Source organism: Acinetobacter sp. NIPH 2100, from assembly GCF_000369805.1.
In the GTDB taxonomy this organism is placed as follows: domain Bacteria; phylum Pseudomonadota; class Gammaproteobacteria; order Pseudomonadales; family Moraxellaceae; genus Acinetobacter.
This window is the reverse complement of the sequence record NZ_KB850224.1, coordinates 2,483,758-2,506,789: the sequence shown is the minus strand read 5'-3', so window position 1 is coordinate 2,506,789 and position 23,032 is coordinate 2,483,758. Positions and strand designations below refer to the sequence as shown.

The window sequence follows — 23,032 nt, the reverse complement described above, 5'->3', positions numbered from 1 at the left end:
GTCCTTAATTGTTGTTATTCGAGTGAGAAACCCATGCAGGCTGTTGTTTATTTAAAAAGGCATTCAGTCCTTCTTTGGCTTCGCTGCCCTGACGAACTTGAGCAATATGTTGTGCCGTCTGTTGCAGCAAGTCATTGCTCATGGTCTGGTTGCTCACCATTTGAATCAGTTGTTTTGATGCCGCCTGAGCCTGCGGGCCACCAAGTAACAGGGCATCAATAATTTCTTGAACTTTCTGGTCTAAGTCTTCTGCATCTGCCACTTCATGTGCCAAGCCAATAGATTTGGCTTCACGCGCAGAAATCCGTTCTGCGGTTAAGAAGTAGCGCGAAGCCTGTCGTGCTCCAATCGCACCAATTACATAGGGACTGATAGTCGAAGGGGCAAGACCTAAACGGACCTCAGACGTTGCAAATTTAGCATCGGTACTGGCAATACAAATATCACAGGCCGATGCCAAACCCATGCCACCGCCAAAGGCAATGCCATGCACACGAGCAAGCGTCGGTTGCTTTAAGGTCGCAAGTGCATTTAGCATCTGTGCAAGTTTTAAAGCATCGGCTTCATTTTCTGCTGACGAAGCTTGACCTGCCTGTTTCATCCAGTTCAGATCAGCACCTGCCGAGAAGCTTTTACCTCGTCCAGCCAAGATCACCACACGGATATCATCACGCCTATTTAGGCTGTTAAAGCAAGTATGTAATTCTTCAATCACTGTGGTATTAAAGGCATTGTGCAGTTCTGGGCGATTAAGCCAAACATAGGCAACTTGACCTTGTTGTTCCAGTTGTAAAAATTGATAGCTCATAGACACCTCTTACATGCGGAACACGCCAAATTTGGTTGGCTGAATGGGTGCATTGAGCGCCGCAGCAAGGCTCAGACCAAGCACATGACGGGTTTGAGCAGGGTCAATGACACCGTCATCCCAAAGACGGGAAGAGGCATAATACGGATGGCCTTGATGCTCATATTGTTCACGAATCGGTTGTTTAAATTGATCTTCTTCCTGTGCTGACCACTGTGCACCTTTTTGCTCAATCTGATCACGTTTTAAAGTTGAAAGTACACTGGCAGCCTGTTCACCACCCATCACCGAAATACGAGAGTTTGGCCATGTCCATAAAAAGCGTGGCGAGTAAGCGCGGCCACACATGCCATAGTTACCTGCACCAAACGAACCGCCAATAATCAGGGTCAGTTTAGGTACATTGGCTGTCGCAACCGCCATCACCAATTTGGCACCATTTTTTGCAATGCCTTCATTTTCGTATTGACGACCCACCATAAAGCCAGTGATGTTTTGGATAAATAACAATGGAATATTGCGTTGGGTACACAGCTCAATAAAATGTGCACCTTTTTGTGCAGATTCGGAAAAGAGAATGCCGTTATTGGCAATGATGCCGACGGGCATACCGTAAAGCGAAGCAAAACCAGTAATGAGGGTTGAGCCAAAACGGGCTTTAAACTCATCAAAGCGTGAACCGTCGACAATACGTGCAATCACTTCACGTACATCGAAAGGTTTACGTGCATCACTTGGAACAACACCATAAAGTTCCGATGCATCAAATAGCGGCTCATCTATTTGTTTATTTAATTCGGTTGGTTTTTTATTCAGATTGGCAACGATGTTACGTGCAATCGCTAGCGCATGTTCATCATTTTCAGCCAAATGATCCGCAACCCCTGAAAGACGGGTATGGACATCACCACCCCCTAAATCTTCACTGGTGACCACTTCACCTGTTGCGGCTTTTACCAAGGGAGGGCCACCCAGAAAAATCGTACCTTGATTACGCACAATGATGGTTTCATCTGACATGGCAGGGACATAAGCACCGCCAGCGGTACAACTACCCATCACCACCGCAATTTGGGCAATCCCTTGGCTCGACATCCGCGCCTGATTATAGAAAATACGTCCAAAATGATCACGATCAGGGAAGACTTCATCTTGCATTGGTAAAAAAGCACCCCCTGAATCCACCAGATAAATACACGGCAAGTGATTTTGCTCGGCAATTTCCTGTGCACGCAAATGCTTTTTCACTGTGAGCGGATAATAGGTGCCACCTTTGACGGTTGCATCATTGGCGACGATCATGCAGGTCACACCATTGACTTGGCCGATGCCTGCAATCACACCCGCAGCAGGAATGTCATCTTCATAAACCTTATAAGCAGCTAATTGTCCAATTTCTAAAAAAGCCGTGCCGACATCAATCAGTTGATCAATACGATCACGTGGCAATAATTTGCCTCGGGCTAAATGTTTTTGACGGGCATTTTCTCCACCACCTAAAGCTACTTTTTGAGCCACTTGTTTTAGATCGCTGACCAATGTTTGCATGGCGTGTTGATTGGTTTTGAAGTCTTCACTTCGCACATTAATTTTGCTGTGTAATTGGTTCATAAGCTGCATCCTGATTTATGGTTATTATTTGGTTTCATTAAACAGTTCGCGGCCAATCAGCATGCGGCGAATTTCTGAAGTTCCTGCACCAATTTCATAAAGTTTGGCATCACGCCATAAGCGACCTGCCGAGAATTCATTGATATAACCATTACCACCGAGGGTTTGAATGGTTTCACCTGCCATCCATGTGGCTTTTTCTGCTGCATATAAAATGGCACTGGCTGCATCTTTACGTAAACTGCGGTCATGGTCGGCTTTGTCACAGGCTGCGCCAACCGCGTAGACCAATGCTTTACAAGCGAGCCAAGTGGAATACATATCTGCCAGTTTGCCTTGCATCAATTGGAATTCACCCAAGGCTTGGCCGAATTGTTCACGTTCATGTAAGTAGGGAATCACCACATCCAAACAGGCATCCATAATGCCTAAAGGACCTGCACTTAGGACCGCGCGTTCATAATCCAGACCACTCATCAGTACTTTGGCGCCGTTGCCTACACCACCGAGTACGTTCTCAGCAGGGACTTCAACATTGTCAAAAAATAGCGGATAAGTGTTGGAACCACGCATACCGAGCTTGTCTAAATGCTTGCCATGACTAAAGCCTGGCATATCTTTTTCGATCAGGAAGGCCGTCATGCCTTTGGCACCTGCATGTGGATCGGTTTTGGCATAAACCACCAATACATCAGCATCGCCACCATTGGTAATCCACATTTTTGAACCATTTAAAACAAAGTGATCGCCTTTTTGTTCAGCACGCAGCTTCATACTCACGACATCAGAACCTGCATTCGGTTCAGACATTGCCAAAGCACCAACAAAGTCGCCTGAAATCAGCTTGGGTAAATATTTCTGTTTTTGTTGCTCACTGCCATTGCGGTTAATCTGGTTAATACACAAGTTAGAATGTGCACCGTAAGAAAGACCAATAGAGGCGGATGCGCGTGAAATTTCTTGTAGCACAATGATATGCGCCAAATAGCCAAGATTGGTGCCGCCATATTCTTCAGAAACAGTTAAGCCCATGAGTCCCATGTCACCAAATTTCTTCCAGAGATGGGCTGGGAATTTATTATCTTGATCAACTTGCTGAGCAATTGGTGCAATTTCTTTGGCACAAAATGCAGCAACTGAATCTTGTAGAGCAATTAACGTTTCATCCAGACCAAAATTCAAGCTACGTAGGTTCATTGTGTTGTCATCCCATTGGTTATATTTGTTGTTCCATTAAGCGTTGTTGTATGTGCTTATGAACTACCTTACAATGAATTTTTAAAAAAGTGAATAGTGATTCATAAAATGATTTACAATTCACTTTATTTGTTAGAGAATAAAATTTATGAGCTATAAACGATCAACTTTAATGCAGGAGCGGATGGAGCAAAATCGTAAATCGATTTTGAGTTCAGCCAGAAAATTAATTTCAGAGGGAGGATTCAAAGACGCGCAGATTCAAACCATTGCCGAGCAAGCAGGGGTCTCAAGTGGTCTGGTTTATCGCTACTTTGACAATAAAAGTCAGGTACTGATTGAAGTTTTGTCTGAAGCCATCAATACCGAGTTGTTGGTGATCGATGCCATCACAGAAAGTGATCTGACCGCACAACAGAAATTGCATAAAGCAGTTGCGACCTTTGTCAAACGGGCACTCAACAGCCCTCAGCTGGCATATTCACTCATGTTTGAGCCAGTGGATTCAACCGTTGAACATGAGCGTTTTCGGGTAAAGCAGTTGATTAAACAAAGTATTAAAAAAATCCTTGCAGATGGAAATGCAAGTGGTGAGTTTGTTCTGGATGACTTAAATACAACAGCCATGTGTGTGGTCGGTGCGATGACCTATGTGGTGGTTGAACCTTTAGATCCAGCTCAAAATACCAAGTTTGATCAGACGCATAAAGACTATTTTTCCAAACAGATTGCTGACTTTTGTGTGGATGCAGTACAGAAAAAGTAGGGCAGACAGAACGGTTTAAAATCACAACAATAGGCAGTTTGAAGAGTAGTTGCAGTAACAACAATTAGATCAGGTAAGAACAGAATTAAAAAGAATCAAGGAGAATGATTCAATGCAACACGTACGGTTAAGCTATGCCTCTGGAACCAGCTCGCAGCCCCTGTTGGGGATGACGATTGGAGATAAATTTGATCAGGCCTGCCAACTCTATGCAGAGCAAGAGGCCATTGTCAGTTCGCATCAGAACAGACGCCTCAGTTATAAACAACTACAGCATGAGGTGAATGCTTTTGCTTGTAGTTTGCTCAAGCTCGGTTTGAAAAAGGGGGATCGATTGGCGATCTGGTCGCCCAACTGTGTGGAATGGACAGTGACCCAATTTGCCGCGTTCAAAGCGGGTATTATTTTGGTGAATCTGAATACCGCCTATAAAAGTCATGAACTGGAATATGTGCTCAATAAAGTCTCCTGTAAAGGCTTGATCATCGCCTCACAATTTAAGACCACAGATTATCAAGAATTACTCACCAAGATTGCACCTGAGCTGACATCTAGCTCCGATAAAGTGCTTCATTCAGCCCGTTTACCGCATTTAAAATATGTGATCAAAATTGACGAGCAGCAACATACAGGCATACATCGTTTTGGTGATTTGCTAGAAATTCCAAAACAATCTCAGCTCGATGAGTTGCAGTGCTTAACTAAGCAGTTGCAGTTTGATGAGACCATCAATATTCAATTTACCTCAGGAACAACAGGCAATCCGAAAGGGACCATGTTGACCCATCATAATATCCTGAATAATGGTTATTTTGTTGGGGAAGGCATTGGTTTAACCCCACAGGATCGAGTCTGTATCTCGGTGCCTTTATTCCATTGTTTTGGCATGGTGATGGGCAATCTGGCTTGTATCACACACGGTGCAACCATGGTTTATCCTGCTTCGGTGTTTAATCCATTAGAAAGCTTAAAAACCATTGAACAGGAAAAATGTACTGCTGCTTATGGCGTGCCAACCATGTTTATTGCCATTTTGGAGCATGAGCAATTCGCTGAATTTGATTTGAGCAGTTTGCGTACAGGCATTATGGCAGGCAGTCCATGCCCAAGAGAAATTATGCAGCGTGTGATTGACCGTATGCATATGTCAGAAATTACCATCTGTTATGGTATGACTGAAACTTCCCCAGTCAGTGTGCAAAGCTATATCGATGATTCAATTGATAAACGGGTCAGTACTGTGGGCCATGTACATCCACATTTGGAAGTTAAAATTGTCGATTTAGAAGGTGAAATCGTTCCGCTAGGGACACTCGGTGAACTTTGTGTACGTGGTTATTCAGTCATGGCTGGGTATTGGGATGAGCCTGAAAAAACCAAAGAAGTCATCGATGCAGCGGGCTGGATGCACACGGGTGATATTGCTGAAATGAACAGCGAAGGCTTTGTCAAAATCAAAGGCCGGATTAAAGATGTGGTTATTCGTGGGGGAGAAAACCTGTTTCCAAAGGAAATAGAAGACTTTTTATATACCCATCCAGATGTATGTGATGTGCAAGTCATAGGTTTGCCCGACATGCGTTATGGTGAAGAGCTCTGTGCCTGCATCATTTTACACGAGCATCATCAAAGCAATGAAGACAGTATCCGTCGTTTCTGCAAAGAGCATATTTCACATAATAAAGTGCCACGTTACGTTAAATTTTTTGATGAGTTTCCGATGACCGCATCAGGTAAAGCACAGAAATTTAAATTACAGGAAATCATGCGGGTAGAACTGAATTTGACTGCTGAAATTTTTGATTAAAATGGTGTTCCTCCTTTGTGTACGCAGGCAAGGGAGGAAAATTTGATGTTGCGGTTTTATCTAAACATAGGATGTCAGGATCAAAAAATGAAGATCAGAAATGATTGGTCACGTGCTGAAATACAGGCTTTATATGAGCAGCCTTTGTTGGATTTAGTCTTTCAGGCACAACAGTTACATCGACAATTTTTTACTGCGAATACGATTCAGGTCAGTACTTTACTCTCTATTAAGACTGGAAAATGTCCAGAAGATTGCAAGTATTGTTCGCAATCGGTCCACTATGATTCGAAACTGGAAGCAGAAAAACGTATTGCAGTCGAGAAAGTCATTCAAGAAGCACAAAAATCCAAAGCCTCAGGCGCATCACGATTTTGTATGGGGGCTGCATGGCGCAATCCGCATGAACGCGATATGCCTTATGTATTGGACATGGTCCGCGAAGTGAAAGCTTTGGGACTGGAAACCTGTATGACTTTGGGTATGCTGAATGCTTCACAAGCAGAACGTTTAAAAGATGCGGGACTGGATTATTACAACCATAATCTGGACACCTCGCGTGAATATTATTCACACATTATCAGTACCCGAACTTTTGATGACCGTTTGGATACCCTAGACCATGTTCGTCAGGCAGGGTTGAAAGTCTGTAGTGGCGGTATTGTGGGTTTAGGTGAAAGCCGAGAGGATCGGATTGGCCTTTTACATGAACTTGCAACTTTGCCGTTACATCCAGAATCCGTGCCTATTAACATGCTGGTTCCGATAGAAGGGACACCATTGGCTCAGGTGGAAAAACTGGATGTGATTGAATGGATTCGAACCATTGCTGTGGCGCGTTTGATTATGCCGAAAAGTTACATTCGACTCTCGGCTGGGCGTGAAGCATTAACCGATTCCGATCAAGCCTTGGCGTTTATGGCAGGTGCCAACTCTATTTTTTCTGGCGAAAAGTTATTAACCACTGCCAATGCGGGTGAAAGTCGTGACCAAGCCTTATTTCAAAAACTAGGCTTAAAAATAGAAGCGAGCAAACCTTCTGTGAGTCAGTTATCAGTCGATGCGATGCTGACCATTTAAGACTTTTAAAAAGTAGAGGATCAAATGGCGAAAGATTTTAATAGTCAGAAAGTGGTGGAACGCTATGATGATCATATCCGCCGACTGATTCCAGGTTATGCGCTGATGCATCAACAAGTCGATGCTCTTTTACAGTCGGCTCTAAGTTCTGATGCACAGATTTTAATTGTCGGTTGTGGCACAGGCTATGAACTTGAATATTTATTGAATAGGCATCCGACTTGGACTTTTACGGCAGTTGATCCTTCTTTGGGCATGCTGCAGAAAGCACAAGCACTGATTCAGCAGCTTGGACAGTCAGAGCGTGTGCAATTCATTCATGGAGAAACAGCAGCATTGCCGACACAGCCAAAATTTGATGCGGCACTGTCGATCTTGGTTACACATTTTGTGCCGCATGAGTTGAAATCAGATTTTTTTGCAGAGATTTCAAAGCGCTTAAGAGCCAAAGGACTTCTAATTACTTACGACCTCATGGCTTGTGAAAATCCTCAACAATTTAAAGCCTTGCCTTTGTTATGTCAGGCTAATGGTCTGAGTATTGAGCAGAGTGATGCAATGATGGAACGTTTAGCACAAGACTTTTTTACGCTCGCTTTTGACGATTATCAGCAACTGCTTCAGCGGACAGGTTTTGCACAGGTGCATTGTTTTAGCCAAGTTTTAACGTATCAGGGACTGATTGCCCAGAAAAAGCAGGACGATATCTTGACCTCGGAACATTCTGGCAAGGTCGTTTTCGCTCAACAAGGAATCCAACATTAAAACAGCAACTTAATTTTTTAGCTTTTAACGGAAGTTTTGAGCAGTGGCTCATATCGCTGCTGCTAGGTTTTGCTGTCTTTAAAAAAGTCAAAGTGAATGAAAGTAGATTGAAAATAGGAGGTGAAGATTAAATAAATCAATGATTTGAAATTTTTAGAATAAAAAATGTGATGTGGTACTTCTGTACGACAAAGGATAAAACACAAACAAAGAATGATCTTAAAACGGGTTTTAAGATCAATTGAAAAGGAAATTGATTTCAATGAAAAATTTTATTTTAACGGTACAAAAAAGCATGTTGGCTGTGGGTGTTTTAACGGCCATGTCCTCTGCTTATTCGGGAACTGAAAGTGCTGAAATTGCCCAGCTCCGACAGGAGGTTCAAGAGTTGCGAGCGATGCTGCAACAGTATGTAAAGCAGCCTGTTCCAGCCCAGTCGACGGCTCCAGTCACCGTAGCTGCTACACCGCAAGTGGCTGAAACACAGGCGCCTAAACTGAATATCAGTAAAGCGGGAGCAGAAGTTAGTTTATATGGTTATATCCGGGCCGATGCCTCTTATCAGGCCAAAGGTGCATCGACAATGTATAACAATATCAGTGGCGTACCACTGGAACATACTGCCGAGGAAGCTCAACAAAAAGATCGTTTGCATTCAACGGTCAACGTCACCCGTTTAGGTTTGAATTTTAAAACGCCGACAGCCGCTGGCGATGTCGGTGGCAAGTTGGAAATGGATTTCTTTGGTGGCAGCACACGCGATCAATTCCGTATTCGCCATGCCTATTTAACCTTTGATAAATGGTTGATTGGTCAGACTTGGTCAACTTTTATTGCCCCTGAATATTATCCAGAAACGATCGATGCTGGGACTTATGTCGGTGGCGCATTACAACGCTCACCATTGGTTCGTTATAGCGACAATCTATCAGCCAATACCAGTTTTGCTGTGGCGATTGAGGATCCAAAATATACCGCAACTTCTGACCCGGATAATGAAATGCGTTTGCCTGCTTTGGTGGGACGATTGAATCATAAATTTGAGAATGGTTCCTTGTTGTCTGGCCGAACCTTTATGGCTGAGAAAAAAACCAGTAATGACGAAGAATGGGCATGGGGTGTGGGGCTAGGGGGTAAATATCAGTTAACGCCACAAACCTTCTTAAAAGCGGACTATTACCATGTCAAAGGCGATGGTCGTTTTCTATTATGGACCAATAACAGTTATGTGATTGATGATAAGAATAATATTCAGAGCAATGAATTCGACACCATTTCAGCAGGTCTGACTCATCAATTTAATTCACAGCTTCGTTCAACCTTGGGTTATGGCTATATGAAAGCTAAAGATGACAATACTTTTGCCCAAATCCAAAAAACTAACCTGACTCAAAATAAAGAGCTTTGGCAAGGTTGGATCAATGCCATGTACAACCCGTATAAACCCATTACTTTGGGCGTGGAATACGTCTATGGCGAGCGTGAAACTTTTGAGGGGCGTAAAGGAATTGATAACCGCTTCAATATGATGGCGAGTTACGACTTTTAATCAAGACCTTGAATAATCTGTTTTTTCTTTAGGGTGCAGTATGTCGTTTTAAACAAGAATTTATCTCATAGAGGAGATGATTAAATGGCAACATCGACGTTGAATGTCAATGCAATTATTGACCAAGCAAAATTTACCCCTTTTCATTGGAGCATTCTGCTTTGGTGCTTACTCATTATTATTTTTGACGGTTATGATCTAGTCATTTACGGTGTGGTTTTACCCGTATTAATGCAGGAGTGGTCACTCACAGCAGTACAGGCGGGTATGTTGGCCAGTACGGCCTTATGTGGAATGATGTTTGGTGCCATGCTATTCGGGGCTTTGGCAGATAAAATTGGTCGCAAAAATGTGATCTTGATTTGTGTGACTTTCTTTAGTGGTTTTACCTTTTGGGGTGCATTTGCATCGACGCCTTTTGAGTTTGGTCTGTTACGCTTTTTAGCAGGTTTGGGGATTGGTGGCGTCATGCCAAATCTGGTGGCGTTAACCTCTGAATATGCCCCAAAGCGGATGCGCAGTACTTTGGTGGGCAGTATGTTTAGCGGTTATGCCATTGGTGGGATTATTTCAGCGCTGTTAGGAAGCTATCTGGTGGAAAGCCAAGGCTGGCAAATCATGTTTTTGATTGCAGGTATTCCATTATTACTACTACCGATTTTATGGAAGTTTTTGCCTGAGTCACTGACCTTTTTAGTAAAAAGTGGCAAGACCGAGCAAGCCTATGCCATTATCCAAAAAATTGCACCAGATCAGGCATTAAGTACTGATACACGCTTATGTTTGAATGAGGATAATCTGGGCACAGGCAGTTCAGCAAAAGCCTTATTTCAGCATGGCCGTGCTTTGAGTACCTTGATGTTTTGGCTATTATTCTTTATGTGTTTGCTGATGGTTTATGCATTGAGCAGTTGGTTGCCTAAACTGATGCTGGCAGCAGGTTACTCATTGGGTAAAAGTATTTTATTCCTGCTAGCACTGAATGTGGGTGCCATGATCGGAGCAATCCTAGGAGGAGTACTCTCCGATAAATTCCATTTAAAACCAGTCATTTTAACCATGTTTGTTGCAGGTGTATTTGCACTGGTTGGACTCGGCTATAACTCACCAGCCTACATTTTATATGGTTTGGTGACGATTGCAGGTGCTGCAACCATCGGGACTTCAATTCTGCTATACAGTTATGTCGCACAGTACTATCCCTTAAGTGTACGCTCGACAGGGATCGGCTGTGCTTCTGCGGTTGGGCGGATTGGCGCAATTGTCGGGCCGATCTTAACTGGCATGCTACTGACTTTAGGCTTACCACATAAGCTGAACTTTGTAATGATCGCCATACCCGCCATCATTGCAATTTTTGCAGTGTTGGTGCTGAAACGGCATGAATCCGATAGCGGCAGTAAAAGCGCGGTGAATGCAGCATCGAACATTGCTGAGACTGGTGAAGCATAGTCATCATCATTATTTATACAAGAAAGTCGATGGGCTCAGTTCATCGACTTTGTATTCCTTAGCTTGACGAAGTCAACGGCATGATTCTGGTTTTTAAAATGTTCATAAAGGTTTTTAAAATCATATTGTAGTTTTTGCCTTTGTGAGTGATTAGGCAGATCGGGGTACTGTAATGCATCACATCCTGTAAAATAGGCTGCATCAAACCATCTTCCACCCATTTCTTGGCATAATGATCGGGTAAAAAACCCAGAAATTTCCCTGTTAAGATCAGAAAGGCAATGCCTTCACGGTCAGTTGCGGTGGCTGAACAGTCTAGTAACTGGTGTAATTGGGTTGCTTCAGCAGTAATCGCATAGTTAGGCAAAACAGCCTGCCAGTTTTTTAAATCCACCGTATTGATTTCACCTAAATGTTGAAATAGTGGATGGTTTTTGCCGCAATACAGAAAAGATTTTTCACGATATAAATCAAAATAATCCAGCCCAGATAGAGGTGTAACCAAAGGAATCGCACCTGCATGTAAGCGATTGTCTAAAACACGACATTCAATATCAGACAAGGTGCTCATGCTGATATTGATCACCACTTCTTTGTTTTCTTCCGCCAATACCGCAAGGGTATTGGTAATATAGGCGCTGGGCATAGTCACCAAATTGTTGATAATTCCAATATTAAACTCACCTTTGAGCTGATTGTGCATTTGATTGATTTTGGCTCGAAAGTCTTCAATCGAAGCACTAAGCACTTCGATATATTCCAGAATTTCCCGCCCCTCATCTGTCAAAGCAAAGCCTGCTCGGCCTCGTTGACACAGTCGGATACCAAGCCGATTTTCCAGATCACTCATATGCAGACTAATCGCAGAGCGACTAATGCCAAGGATGCTTTCAGCAGAGCTAAAGCTGTGGCAATCACACACCGTTTTAAATATTTTGAGAAGTTTTATATCAAAATCAGTCACTTGATTTAATTTTTTCGGTTTCATTTAGTTTTGCTTTTTTATATCTAAACTCAAGACAATTTGAATTTATCAAAACTATATCGCTCTGTACACTCCAAGCATAACCCCAAAACAAGAAGAGTGATTATGTTTGATATCGATACCTCAAATGACCGAGATAAGGCAATGGAAGTGAGTCCGTCAGATATTCAAATGAGCTTAAATTTTCAAGCGCATTGGATGCCATTTTCTGCCAATCGTAATTTTCACAAAGATCCACGCATCATCGTAGCTGCAAAAGGAGCGCACTTGGTTGATAGTACTGGACGTGAGATTTATGACTCTTTGTCAGGTTTATGGACCTGTGGAGCAGGGCATACCTTGCCTGAAATTCAAACAGCGGTCAGTACGCAACTGGCAAAACTGGATTATTCACCTGCATTCCAGTTTGGACATCCTTTAGCTTTTCAGTTGGCTGAAAAAATTGTGCAACACATGCCAGAAAAACTACAGCATGTTTTCTTTACCGATTCGGGTTCTGAGTCTGCAGATACTGCCGTCAAAATGGCACGGGCTTATTGGCGTATCAAAGGTCAACCGAGCAAAACCAAGCTGATTGGGCGCGCTCGCGGTTATCATGGCGTTAACGTGGCAGGCACAAGCCTAGGCGGGATTGGTGGCAACCGTAAAATGTTCGGTCAATTGATGGATGTTGATCATTTGCCGCATACCTTGCAACCGCATCTAAGCTTTACCAAAGGCTGTGCCGAAACGGGAGGCATTGAACTGGCCGATGAGATGCTTAAACTGATTGAACTACATGATGCATCAAATATTGCCGCTGTGATTGTTGAACCAGTTTCAGGCTCAGCAGGCTGTATTGTGCCACCAACAGGCTATTTAAAACGCCTGAGAGAAATTTGCGATCAACATAATATCCTGCTGATTTTTGACGAAGTGATTACTGGCTTTGGCCGTATGGGCACATGGACTGCGGCTGAATATTTTGATGTTACCCCTGATCTACTTACTTTCGCCAAACAAATTACCAATGGTGCCATTCCATTGGGTGGCGTGGTGGCAAGTGGTGAAATTTACAACACTTTTATGCAACAAGACTTGCCTGAACATGCAGTTGAATTTACCCACGGTTATACCTATTCAGGGCATCCAGTCGCTTGCGCTGCTGCTTTAGCCACATTAGACGTATTGGAAAAACAGAACTTAATTACTCAATCTGCGGCCTTAGCGCCAAGTTTTGAAAAGTTGCTGCATGAATTAAAAGGCGCACCGAATGTGATTGATATTCGCAACTGTGGCTTGATCGGTGCCTTACAACTGGCACCACGAGATGGCGATGCCACCATTCGTGGATTTGAAATTGGTATGAAACTGTGGAAAGCAGGTTTCTATGTACGTTTTGGTGGAGACACCATTCAATTTGGCCCAATGTTTAACAGTACTGAAGCTCAATTATCACGGTTAATGAATGCCGTGGGTGAAACCCTATATCAAGTGAAATAAGGCTGAGCTGTAACACAGTTTGAAGTACATGGAAAATAATACAGAGAGCAGGAATACAAATGAATAATTTAGAACATTTTGATGCTGATCAGTTCAGCAATGCAGATTCAACTCAAGCATCATCAGCAACTCAAATGCTTGGGCATTTCATTCAAGGTGGTCTGGTCACGGAGTCCGACAGAAAACAAGCGGTCTATAATCCTGCAACAGGTGAAATCAGCAAAGAGGTTGCCTTGGCAGATACGCAATTGGTCAATCAGGTGGTACAGATTGCAGAGCAGGCGTTCCCTGCATGGCGTGATACGCCTGTGATTAAACGTGCACGGGTAATGTTTAAGTTTAAACAATTATTGGAAGAAAATGCTGAGAAGCTGTGTGAGCTGATCGGACAGGAACACGGCAAGATTTGTCATGATGCCCAAGGTGAATTACAGCGTGGCATTGAAAATGTGGAATATGCCTGTGCTGCACCTGAGTTTTTAAAAGGTGAATATTCAAAAAATGTTGGCCCAGATATTGATTCTTGGAGTGAATTTCAGCCTTTAGGAGTAGTTGCAGGAATTACACCTTTTAATTTCCCTGCGATGGTGCCGTTGTGGATGTTCCCGATGGCCATTGTTTGTGGCAATTGCTTTATTTTAAAACCCTCTGAAAAGGCCCCTTCAGCCGCATTATATCTGGCTGAATTGCTTAAGCAGGCAGGATTACCTGATGGTGTATTCAACGTGGTGAACGGTGACAAAGAAGCGGTAGATGCTTTACTCCATCATCCAAAGATTCAAGCAATTAGTTTTGTCGGTTCAACGCCGATTGCCGAATATATCTATCGTACCGCGACTTCGACCGGGAAACGCTGTCAGGCACTGGGGGGTGCAAAAAATCACGCCATTATCATGCCTGATGCTGATATTGATAATGTCGTGACCTCATTACTAGGTGCCGCCTTTGGTTCATCGGGGGAACGTTGTATGGCGTTATCGGTTGCCGTCGCTATCGGTGATGAAGTTGCGGATGTGGTGATCGCAAAGCTCAAGCAAGAAATGCAGCAATTGAAGTTTGGACATTATGCCGATGCCAGTAATGACTTTGGCCCGCTCATTACGCAAGCACATAAAGATAAGGTACAAGCGTATATTCAAAGTGCAGAGCAACAAGGTGCTAAAATTGTGGTCGATGGCCGTGATGCTAAACCTATTGGTTATGAAAACGGTTTTTTTGTTGGACCGACTTTGATTGATCAAATTTCTCCAGAAATGACCAGTTATCAGCAAGAAATTTTTGGACCTGTATTACAAGTGATTCGTGTTGAAACCATGCAACAAGCCATGCAACTGATCAATGATCATGAATATGGTAATGGCACCTGTATTTATACCCGTGATGGTGAAGCAGCACGTTATTTTAGCAACAATATTCAAGTGGGAATGGTCGGTATAAATGTGCCGCTACCAGTTCCTGTTGCTTATCATAGTTTCGGGGGCTGGAAACGTTCATTATTCGGTGATTTATATGCCTATGGTCCAGATGGTGTACGTTTTTATACGCGCCGTAAAACGATTACACAACGTTGGCCATCGGCACAAATTCGTGAGGCAAAACAATTTGCCATGCCAACTTTAAATTAATTTGCACTTAGGGAAAACAACCAGTTTTCCTTTTTTATTTTTTGTAGGAATTGAAAAATGTGATTAACGACTTGATACGTATTTTTAAGGAATAAAATATGAATAGTACGAAAACAACAAAATTAGGTGAAGGACTCTCCAACCGCCATGTCACGATGATCAGTATTGGTGGAGTGATTGGTGCAGGCTTATTTGTCGGTTCATCCGCTGCAATTGCCAAAGCAGGGCCCGCTGCGGTATTGGCTTATATCATTACCAGTATTCTGGTTTTTCTGGTCATGCGTATGCTCGGTGAAATGGCCGTTGCACAACCAGATACAGGTTCATTTTCCACCTATGCACGTAAAGCAATTGGCCCTTGGGCTGGTTTTACTATTGGATGGTTATATTGGTGGTTTTGGGGTTTAGTGATTCCAATCGAAGCGATTGCGGGTGCTGAAATTTTACATGCTTGGTTTCCACAGATTTCCAGTGCAATTTATGCTTTCGCGTTTATTATTCTGCTGAGTTTGGCGAATTTCTTTAGCACCAAAAGTTTTGGTGAGTTTGAATTCTGGTTTGCTTTAATCAAAGTGATTGCAATTATTGTATTTATTTTGATTGGTGTCACGGCAGTCTTTGGATTTTGGCCTCTAGCTAAAGATGTTAGTGGTGTTGGTCATCTATTTTCAAATGGCGGCTTTATGCCACATGGGATGGGTGGGGTTTTATCAGCCATCTTAATTTCGGCATTTTCATTTTTTGGTATTGAAATTTTGTCGATCGCGGCAGCAGAATCTAAAAATCCAGAAGAAAAGATTAAACGAGCCACCAATTTGGTGCTTTATCGCATTATTTTATTCTTTGTGGTGTCTATTTTTCTTGCCGTTGCCTTGGTCGATTGGCGTTCGCCAGACTTACAGAAATTAGGGACATTTCAGTATGTGTTGGTCAGTCTCAATGTTCCACAAACCAAGCTGATTATGGACACCGTGGTATTTATTGCTGTTGCAAGTTGTATGAATGCAGCTGTATATACCTCTTCCCGAATGTTGTTTGCATTGGGTGCACGTCATGAAGCACCCAAACTTGTCACTAAAATCAATGGAGCAGGTGTACCCACTATTGCTGTATTTGCATCGACTTTTGTTGGTGTCATCTGTTGCGCTGTCAATTATCTGTTTCCAGGTCAAGTCTTTGGTTTCTTGCTCTCAACCACGGGTTCAATTGCACTATTGGTTTATCTGGTGATCGCATTTTCTCAGTTACGCTTAAGAAGCAAATTAGAAAAAGAGGGGGCAACTGTTCCTTTTAAAATGTGGCTATTTCCTTGGCTGACATGGTTTGTGATTATCGTGATTACGAGCGTGTTGGGATATATGTTCTTATCACCGCAATATAGTCATGAAACAACATTATCCTTGAGTGTAACCATAGGTGTCGTGATCTGCGGTTTGATTGTGACGCGTAAGCAGAAAAGTAATAGGCCAGTCGCGGTACGTGTAGATTAGTTCAAATTTTAAAAAGCATCAGGTCTCTGTTTGAATGCTGAGGCCTGATTTTTTATAGGAGAAATATGAGCAACCTGCACAAGCAGTCATAATAATCGCAATACCAAGAATCTGATAAAGATTGAGCTGCTCTCCCAGAATTAACCAAGCCGCAATGGCACTAACCGCAGGCGAAGCACTCAATAATATTCCAAAGACTTTGGGCTCTAGCTTTTTCATTGCAAAAATATCCAGTAAGAATGGAATCGTGCTGGAAAGTAGCGAAACTAAAATGCAGAGCAATAATATCCAGTATGAATGCAGAATATTACCTATGTCGGTAATGCCAAAAGGGAGTGCAAATAAGCAGGCGACCAGCATTCCAATTGCGACGGTATTTCCGCCACCTTTTGCAACTTTGGTGCCATAGATAATATAAAGCCCCCAACAGCATGCTGCCGCGAGTGCGTACCCCATGCCTAGATAGCTAAAATTTTGATGACTCCCCCCTAAAGGCAAAAGTATTAAGCCGATCAATGATAGACCACCCCAAATTAAATCCTGTTTCTGCTTTGACATGAACATCGCGACAGTTAAAGGGCCTAAAACTTCAATTGAAATGGCAATACCAATAGATAAATGGGCAAATGCTTTATAAATTAAAAGATTCATACAGCTGAGCACGAGTCCATAAATAAAAAGGTTTTTCCAAGGCAGGTCGGCATGAAAAGTACGCCATGGTTTAAATATAATCCATAACAAAATAGCGGAGAAACTTAAGCGAATGAGCGCAACGCCTTCTGCTCCGAAGATTGGAAACAATGTTTTTGCAATCGCAGCACCAATTTGAACAGAGATCAGAGATAAGCAGGCTGCGGCCAAAGCCAGTTCTTGTTTAGGGTGGGCAGAAGAAATCATGTCGATGACCAAGAGATGGATCATGAGATTTTAGTTCTAGAACTGTGATTAAAATCTGCTTATTCATTGAAGTGAATGAGTTATTCACTCTATTATTAGCAAAAGATGAGGAATTAATTCATGGCTGAGATTTCACTTGATCATTTCGATTATGCAATTTTGAGAATATTACAGCAGGATAATAAAACCTCACATCGACAGATTTCAGATCAAATCGGTCTTTCCCAAGCATCGGTACAACGACGTATTGTCCGAATGGAACAAGAATCCATTATCGAAAAAAATTGTGCGGTATTGAGTCCTAAAAAGTTTGGAGAGAAGGTCACTTCTATTATTGAAGTCCGTCTCGCCGAAGATCGTTCAGTGGTTATGGATCGGGCAAAGCAGTACTTTGCGGCAGTCGATGAAATTCAACAATGCTATTTCGTTAATGGCGGTGTTTCTTTTATCATCATTATGATCTCCAATAATTTATCGCATTTTGAAACTTTGGTTAGAAAGCATTTTGCAGACAATAATGACGTCAAGACCTATCGAACCTTAATTGTTTTAGATCGGGTCAAAGTCAGTTTGGATTTATGCTTTTAAATTGAATTGATGGGTAGGCTTCACTTGGTTGAGTTGTCATCGTTCCTCAACCCAGCATGATTTTGTGTGATCAGCGGTTCTGTGGAAAAAGTTCAATGCCATTTTCGATCAAACATTGACGCAAGATACTAAAAGCAAACGTCATATCTTGTTCTTGAACACAGGCAAATCCAAGCAATAAACCGGGTTGAACTGGCGTATCTGTACCAGAGTAATATTGAGAGAGTGGACGAACATTGACGCCACGAGAAAGTGCCAGTGCTGAGACTTCAATATCATTGGCATGTTCTGGTAACTTCAGCACTAAATGCAAGCCAGCATCATGATTAAATTCATGTAAAAATACATCACCCAGATAGCGGTGAATCAATTCAATCAAGAATTTACGTCTTTTACTGTAGAGCAAACGCATCCTTCTAATATGTGCTGCATAGTGTCCTTCACGGATGAATTCGGCCAAGGCTCGTTGAGTCAATAGATGGCCGCCACGATAAAGCTCAACCGAAATGGTACGTAGAGGCTGCACCAATTGTTTGGGCACAACCATATAACCAATACGTAAGGCGGGATAAATCGTTTTACTAAAAGTACCAATATAGATTACGGGTGGATTATCTTCCAAACCCTGTAAAGATGGATAGGGCTGACCCGAAAAACGGAATTCACTATCATAATCATCTTCAATGATCCAACTGTTATGCTGTTTAGCCAGATCAAGCAATTTCCTACGTCTAGGCAAACTAAGGTGTGAACCCAAAGGATACTGATGTGAGGGCGTGACAAAAATCAGACGAGGCGGGGGTGACGGTTGCTCTTCAGGTATAATTCCTTCCGCATCAACTGGCATAGGAATAATATTTAAGCCATTGATACGCAGAATATTCTTGGCACCCCAATAGCCAGGGTTTTCAATCCAGACATGATCATCCAAGTCACACAAAGCACGTGATACCAGATCAACCGCCTGATGGATGCCTTCAGTAATAATGATCTGGTCGGTTTCACAATTGACTGAGCGGGCAATCCGCAGATAGTCCGCCAGTGCCTGACGTAATTCAGTACATCCTCCAGCATTACTATAAATCAAATTGGCAATTTCAGGCTGACGGCTTAGACGGGACTTAATTCGATTAAATTCGGCATGTGGAAATTCTGTGACATCAGGTGCGCCAGGCACAAAAGCTCCCCATTGATAAGGGGAGGCTGCTGCATGTTGAAGTAAACTTGCGCCACGTTTGGAGAGTGTGCCATTTGGATCGATTTTAGTTGTTGTAGGATGAATGGTTGCTGTACCTACTTGAGTATAGCTTTCAGGCAGGTTTTCTGAAACCCAAGTGCCTCGACCTGTATGTGCCTGAATATAACCTTCAGCCCGTAACTGTTCATAGGCATTGAGTACGGTATTACGTGAAACATTTAGTTCATTGGCCAAATCACGGGAAGCGGGCAGACGAGTATTAGGTGCAAGAACCCCTTCTAAAATGGCCTCTCTTAGACAATGAAAAACCCGAGCAGGTAAGGTCCCTTCACTGATTTGTTGTAAGTGCTGTAACAGGTAGTCGCCTAACAAGGTACGCAATTGGCTCTCTCCTTTAGTCCAAAAATGGCTCTCGTCTATTCCCTATAAAAGGTACACATTAGGTACCTATAGCGCATTTTAACGTTGTTTCAGCAAGTTTTTTTTCGATGAAGCCGTTTAAATGCTCCAAAAGATTATTGTTTAGTCGTGTAGAGGTAAAAAATGGATGCAAAGCATATTGCAATAAATGCTCGTAAACAGCAAGCAACACCACGTGGTGTTGGCGTCATGTGCCAATGGTATGCTGAACGTGCGAGCAATGCGACTTTATGGGACATGGAAGGCAATGAATATATTGATTTTGCAGGTGGAATTGCAGTTTTAAATACAGGACATTGTCATCCGAAAGTGATTGCAGCTGTGGCTGAGCAATTGAATAAATTTACGCATACGGCTTACCAGATTGTACCGTATGAAAGTTATGTCGCACTGGCTGAGCGTATCAATGCACGTGCGCCTATTGAGGGGCCTGCAAAAACAGCATTTTTTACCACAGGTGCAGAAGCGGTTGAAAATGCAGTGAAAATTGCACGTGCTGCGACAGGTCGTCACGGTATTATTACATTTGGCGGTGGTTTTCATGGCCGTACTTTTATGACCATGGCCATGACGGGAAAAACAGCACCCTATAAACGTGACTTTGGCGTGATGACGGCTGGGGTATTTCACGCACGTTATCCTGTTGCTTCAAAAGGCATTACGGTTAAAGATGCCTTGATTAGTTTAGAAGAAATTTTTAGTGAGGATATTGCAGCACACGATGTGGCAGCCATTGTGCTCGAACCTGTACAAGGTGAAGGTGGTTTTAATGTCGCACCTGTAGAATTCATGCAGCAATTACGCAAGATTTGTGATGAACACGGTATTCTTTTAATTGCTGATGAGGTCCAAACGGGTTTTGCACGTACAGGTCAATTGTTTGCTATGCAGCATTATCCAGTCAAAGCTGATTTGATTACGATGGCAAAAAGTTTGGGTGGTGGTTTTCCATTGTCTGGTGTTGTTGGTCGTGCCGAAGTGATGGATGCACCAAACCCAGGTGGTTTAGGCGGTACTTATGCAGGTAATCCACTGGCGATTGCAGCAGCCAATGCGGTGATTGACGTGATTGAAGATGAACAACTATGTCAGCGTGCCAATACATTAGGCGCAGAATTAGTGGCGATGCTCACAGCAGCACAGAAACATGCCAAAGATATCATTGATATTCGCGCTTTGGGTTCGATGGTTGCGGTTGAGTTTGGTGATCATGCAACGGGCCAACCGAAACCAGAAGTGGCTAAAGCCATTCAGCAATATGCAATGGAGCAGGGCTTATTGCTTTTAACCTGTGGTAAGCATGGCAATGTGATTCGTTTTTTGTATCCATTGACCATTCCTGAAATTCAGTTCAATCAAGCATTGGTGATTATTCAAGATGCCATTGCTGCACAACAACCTGCATCGCAAAAGCCTGTTGGAGCTTAAGCATGATTGATTTTGGCTTACAGGCTTTATTAAAGCATCCAGATATTCGCTTTGATTCAGCTTCGACAGAAAAATACTTTGTAGTGGATGATGCTGCAACAGGGCAGGCTTTGGCTTGGGTGAAGAGATCTGATCAAGCTGATGTGGAAGCCGCTATTGCGCGTTCAGCCATCGCTCAAGCACAATGGCAGCAGCAAACTGCTTTGGTCCGCGCCGACATTCTATTGGCTTGGTATCAGTTGATTTTGCAACATCGCGAAGCTTTGGCGCAGATTTTGACAGCAGAGCAAGGCAAATCGTTAGCCGAGGCACGTGGCGAAATTGGTTATGCCGCTTCATTTATTCGCTGGTTTGCAGAACAGGCACGCCGTGTTGATGGTTCTGTGTTAACCCCAGTTCAATCTCAACAGCGTTTGATTGTACTTAAGCAAGCGATTGGGGTGACTGCAGCAATTACCCCGTGGAATTTTCCAGCAGCCATGATCACCCGAAAAATTGCACCAGCTTTGGCTGCTGGATGTTCGATGTTGGTTAAACCCGCAGAACAAACGCCATTAACTGCCTATGCTTTAGCTGTTCTTGCTGAACAGGCAGGTTTACCTGCGGATTTATTTATCCTGATTAGTGGCGATGCGGTAGCAGTCGGACAAACCCTATGCACAAGCGATACGGTACGTAAACTCAGTTTTACAGGCTCTACCGATGTTGGTCGTATCTTAATGAAACAATGTGCGCCAACCATTAAAAAACTTTCACTAGAACTGGGTGGCAATGCCCCTGTGATTATTTTTGATGATGCGGATGTCGAGCGTGCAGTGCAAGGCATTATGGTCAGCAAATTCCGTAACAGTGGACAGACTTGCATTTGTGCCAACCGTATTTATGTTCAAGATGGAATTTATGAGGCGATTTGTGAGCGCTTGAAAGTTGCGGTTGAACAGCAACTTCGTGTTGGTGACGGGCGTGAAGATGGTACGACCCAAGGCCCGTTGATTGATCAAGATGCAGTCGAAAAAGTGCAATCACATATTGCCGATGCATGCAGTAAAGGAGCTTCAATTGTTGTCGGTGGTCAACCATATGCATTGGGTAAAACTTTCTTTGAACCGACCATCTTAAGAGACGTAACACAGGAGATGAAGGTTGCCAAGGAAGAAACCTTTGGCCCATTGGCTCCTTTATTCCGTTTCAATGAAGAAGCTGAAGCCATCGCGATGGCCAATGATACCGAGTTCGGCTTGGCCAGTTATATCTTCACCAAAGATGTGGCACGTCAATGGCGTGTCGGTGAAGCCTTGCAATATGGGATGGTAGGTGTGAACACGGGATTGATTTCAAATGAAGTTGCGCCTTTTGGTGGAATCAAGCAATCAGGTCTAGGGCGTGAAGGCTCTCAATTCGGCATTGAGGAATATTTAGAGCTCAAATATATGTGCGTTGATATTTCATAAATGACAAAAGTTAAAGACCTAAATGCGTAGGACCCACGCTTTAGGTCTTTTTTATTATTTAAGCTATTGATTAAGAAAAGGGTAAATAGAATTTTCTTGATATAAATTTAACTAAAATTTTTTAAGACTGAGTAAACTGGAGAGCTTTGCTCATTATTAAATTCAATTGCATCTGAGATAAGATATCGATTCTCAATTCTTTTTATGATTAAAGTCGACACGCCGTGAATAAGAATAGTGTTGTGGTAAATTTTTTCTATTCTATTATTAATGCAATTTAAGTGAATTAAATAAATGTTTTTTGATAATATTTTAATTTTCTGGACTTCATATCTACATTCATTACTATTTAAGTTTTCCAAAAAATGATAGATCGTATTTGAGCTAATGTTTTGATCTTTACTTATGTAATGAAAGTCATGGGTAAAGTATT

General features: G+C 42.7%; 18 protein-coding genes. 12 read left to right on the top strand and 6 right to left on the bottom strand.

The window, feature by feature from the left end; all coding sequences use genetic code 11:
• Positions 1–4: 4 nt before the first annotated feature.
• The 3 genes from F887_RS06290 to F887_RS06300 are packed head-to-tail and all read right to left on the bottom strand — an operon-like array spanning position 5 to position 3,616.
• Complete coding sequence (locus tag F887_RS06290) at positions 5–808, bottom strand: enoyl-CoA hydratase/isomerase family protein (protein WP_005295370.1); 804 nt, start codon at positions 806–808, stop codon at positions 5–7.
• 9 nt (positions 809–817) lie between these two features.
• Positions 818–2,419: a carboxyl transferase domain-containing protein gene (locus F887_RS06295; protein ID WP_005295368.1), complete on the bottom strand. Its 1,602-nt coding sequence runs from the start codon at positions 2,417–2,419 to the stop codon at positions 818–820.
• A 24-nt stretch (positions 2,420–2,443) separates the two neighbouring features.
• Complete coding sequence (locus F887_RS06300) at positions 2,444–3,616, bottom strand: isovaleryl-CoA dehydrogenase (RefSeq protein WP_005295367.1); 1,173 nt, start codon at positions 3,614–3,616, stop codon at positions 2,444–2,446.
• A 148-nt stretch (positions 3,617–3,764) separates the two neighbouring features.
• Between F887_RS06300 and F887_RS06305 the strand changes: the two genes are divergently transcribed.
• The 6 genes from F887_RS06305 to F887_RS06330 all read left to right on the top strand — a co-directional run bounded on the left by F887_RS06305 (position 3,765) and on the right by F887_RS06330 (position 11,035).
• The gene (locus tag F887_RS06305) at positions 3,765–4,382 is read left to right on the top strand and encodes a TetR/AcrR family transcriptional regulator (RefSeq protein WP_005150661.1); all 618 of its coding nucleotides are present in this window, start codon (positions 3,765–3,767) and stop codon (positions 4,380–4,382) included.
• Between the two features lie 112 nt (positions 4,383–4,494).
• Positions 4,495–6,189, top strand: a complete 1,695-nt coding sequence (locus F887_RS06310; RefSeq protein WP_005295364.1) for an AMP-binding protein — start codon at positions 4,495–4,497, stop codon at positions 6,187–6,189.
• Positions 6,190–6,276: 87 nt separating this feature from the next.
• Positions 6,277–7,269, top strand: coding sequence for a biotin synthase BioB (gene bioB, locus F887_RS06315; RefSeq protein WP_005295362.1), 993 nt, complete (start codon positions 6,277–6,279; stop codon positions 7,267–7,269).
• Between the two features lie 24 nt (positions 7,270–7,293).
• Complete coding sequence (locus tag F887_RS06320; RefSeq protein ID WP_005295360.1) at positions 7,294–8,034, top strand: class I SAM-dependent methyltransferase; 741 nt, start codon at positions 7,294–7,296, stop codon at positions 8,032–8,034.
• A gap of 262 nt (positions 8,035–8,296) precedes the next feature.
• Positions 8,297–9,583 carry a DcaP family trimeric outer membrane transporter gene (locus tag F887_RS06325; protein ID WP_005295357.1) on the top strand — a complete coding sequence of 429 codons (1,287 nt, stop codon included), beginning with the start codon at positions 8,297–8,299 and terminating at the stop codon, positions 9,581–9,583.
• Between the two features lie 84 nt (positions 9,584–9,667).
• Positions 9,668–11,035 (top strand): MFS transporter, encoded by a 1,368-nt coding sequence (locus F887_RS06330; protein WP_005295355.1) that lies wholly within the window; start codon positions 9,668–9,670, stop codon positions 11,033–11,035.
• A 58-nt stretch (positions 11,036–11,093) separates the two neighbouring features.
• Here F887_RS06330 and F887_RS06335 read toward each other — a convergent pair whose 3' ends face one another.
• Complete coding sequence (locus F887_RS06335) at positions 11,094–12,023, bottom strand: LysR family transcriptional regulator (protein WP_005295352.1); 930 nt, start codon at positions 12,021–12,023, stop codon at positions 11,094–11,096.
• 96 nt (positions 12,024–12,119) lie between these two features.
• Between F887_RS06335 and F887_RS06340 the strand changes: the two genes are divergently transcribed.
• From F887_RS06340 to F887_RS06350, 3 genes are all read left to right on the top strand, one after another.
• Positions 12,120–13,502 carry an omega-aminotransferase AptA gene (locus tag F887_RS06340; RefSeq protein WP_171067403.1) on the top strand — a complete coding sequence of 461 codons (1,383 nt, stop codon included), beginning with the start codon at positions 12,120–12,122 and terminating at the stop codon, positions 13,500–13,502.
• Positions 13,503–13,561: 59 nt separating this feature from the next.
• Positions 13,562–15,127 (top strand): CoA-acylating methylmalonate-semialdehyde dehydrogenase, encoded by a 1,566-nt coding sequence (locus F887_RS06345; RefSeq protein ID WP_005295347.1) that lies wholly within the window; start codon positions 13,562–13,564, stop codon positions 15,125–15,127.
• Between the two features lie 98 nt (positions 15,128–15,225).
• A complete protein-coding gene (locus F887_RS06350; RefSeq protein ID WP_005295344.1) occupies positions 15,226–16,617 on the top strand; it encodes an amino acid permease in 1,392 nt (463 codons plus the stop codon).
• Between the two features lie 18 nt (positions 16,618–16,635).
• Here the strand turns inward: F887_RS06350 and F887_RS06355 are convergent, their stop codons facing one another.
• On the bottom strand, positions 16,636–17,514 hold the full coding sequence (locus F887_RS06355; RefSeq protein WP_032863153.1) for an EamA family transporter: 879 nt from the start codon (positions 17,512–17,514) through the stop codon (positions 16,636–16,638).
• A 120-nt stretch (positions 17,515–17,634) separates the two neighbouring features.
• On the opposite strand from F887_RS06355, the gene F887_RS06360 reads away from it, so the two are divergent.
• Positions 17,635–18,102: an Lrp/AsnC family transcriptional regulator gene (locus F887_RS06360; RefSeq protein WP_005295339.1), complete on the top strand. Its 468-nt coding sequence runs from the start codon at positions 17,635–17,637 to the stop codon at positions 18,100–18,102.
• Positions 18,103–18,172: 70 nt separating this feature from the next.
• On the opposite strand, the gene F887_RS06365 is transcribed toward F887_RS06360, so the two are convergent.
• Complete coding sequence (locus F887_RS06365) at positions 18,173–19,681, bottom strand: MocR-like pyridoxine biosynthesis transcription factor PdxR (protein ID WP_005295337.1); 1,509 nt, start codon at positions 19,679–19,681, stop codon at positions 18,173–18,175.
• 162 nt (positions 19,682–19,843) lie between these two features.
• On the opposite strand from F887_RS06365, the gene F887_RS06370 reads away from it, so the two are divergent.
• On the top strand, positions 19,844–21,148 hold the full coding sequence (locus F887_RS06370) for a 4-aminobutyrate--2-oxoglutarate transaminase (RefSeq protein ID WP_005295335.1): 1,305 nt from the start codon (positions 19,844–19,846) through the stop codon (positions 21,146–21,148).
• A gap of 2 nt (positions 21,149–21,150) precedes the next feature.
• A complete protein-coding gene (locus F887_RS06375; RefSeq protein ID WP_005295332.1) occupies positions 21,151–22,599 on the top strand; it encodes an NAD-dependent succinate-semialdehyde dehydrogenase in 1,449 nt (482 codons plus the stop codon).
• Positions 22,600–23,032: the final 433 nt, after the last annotated feature.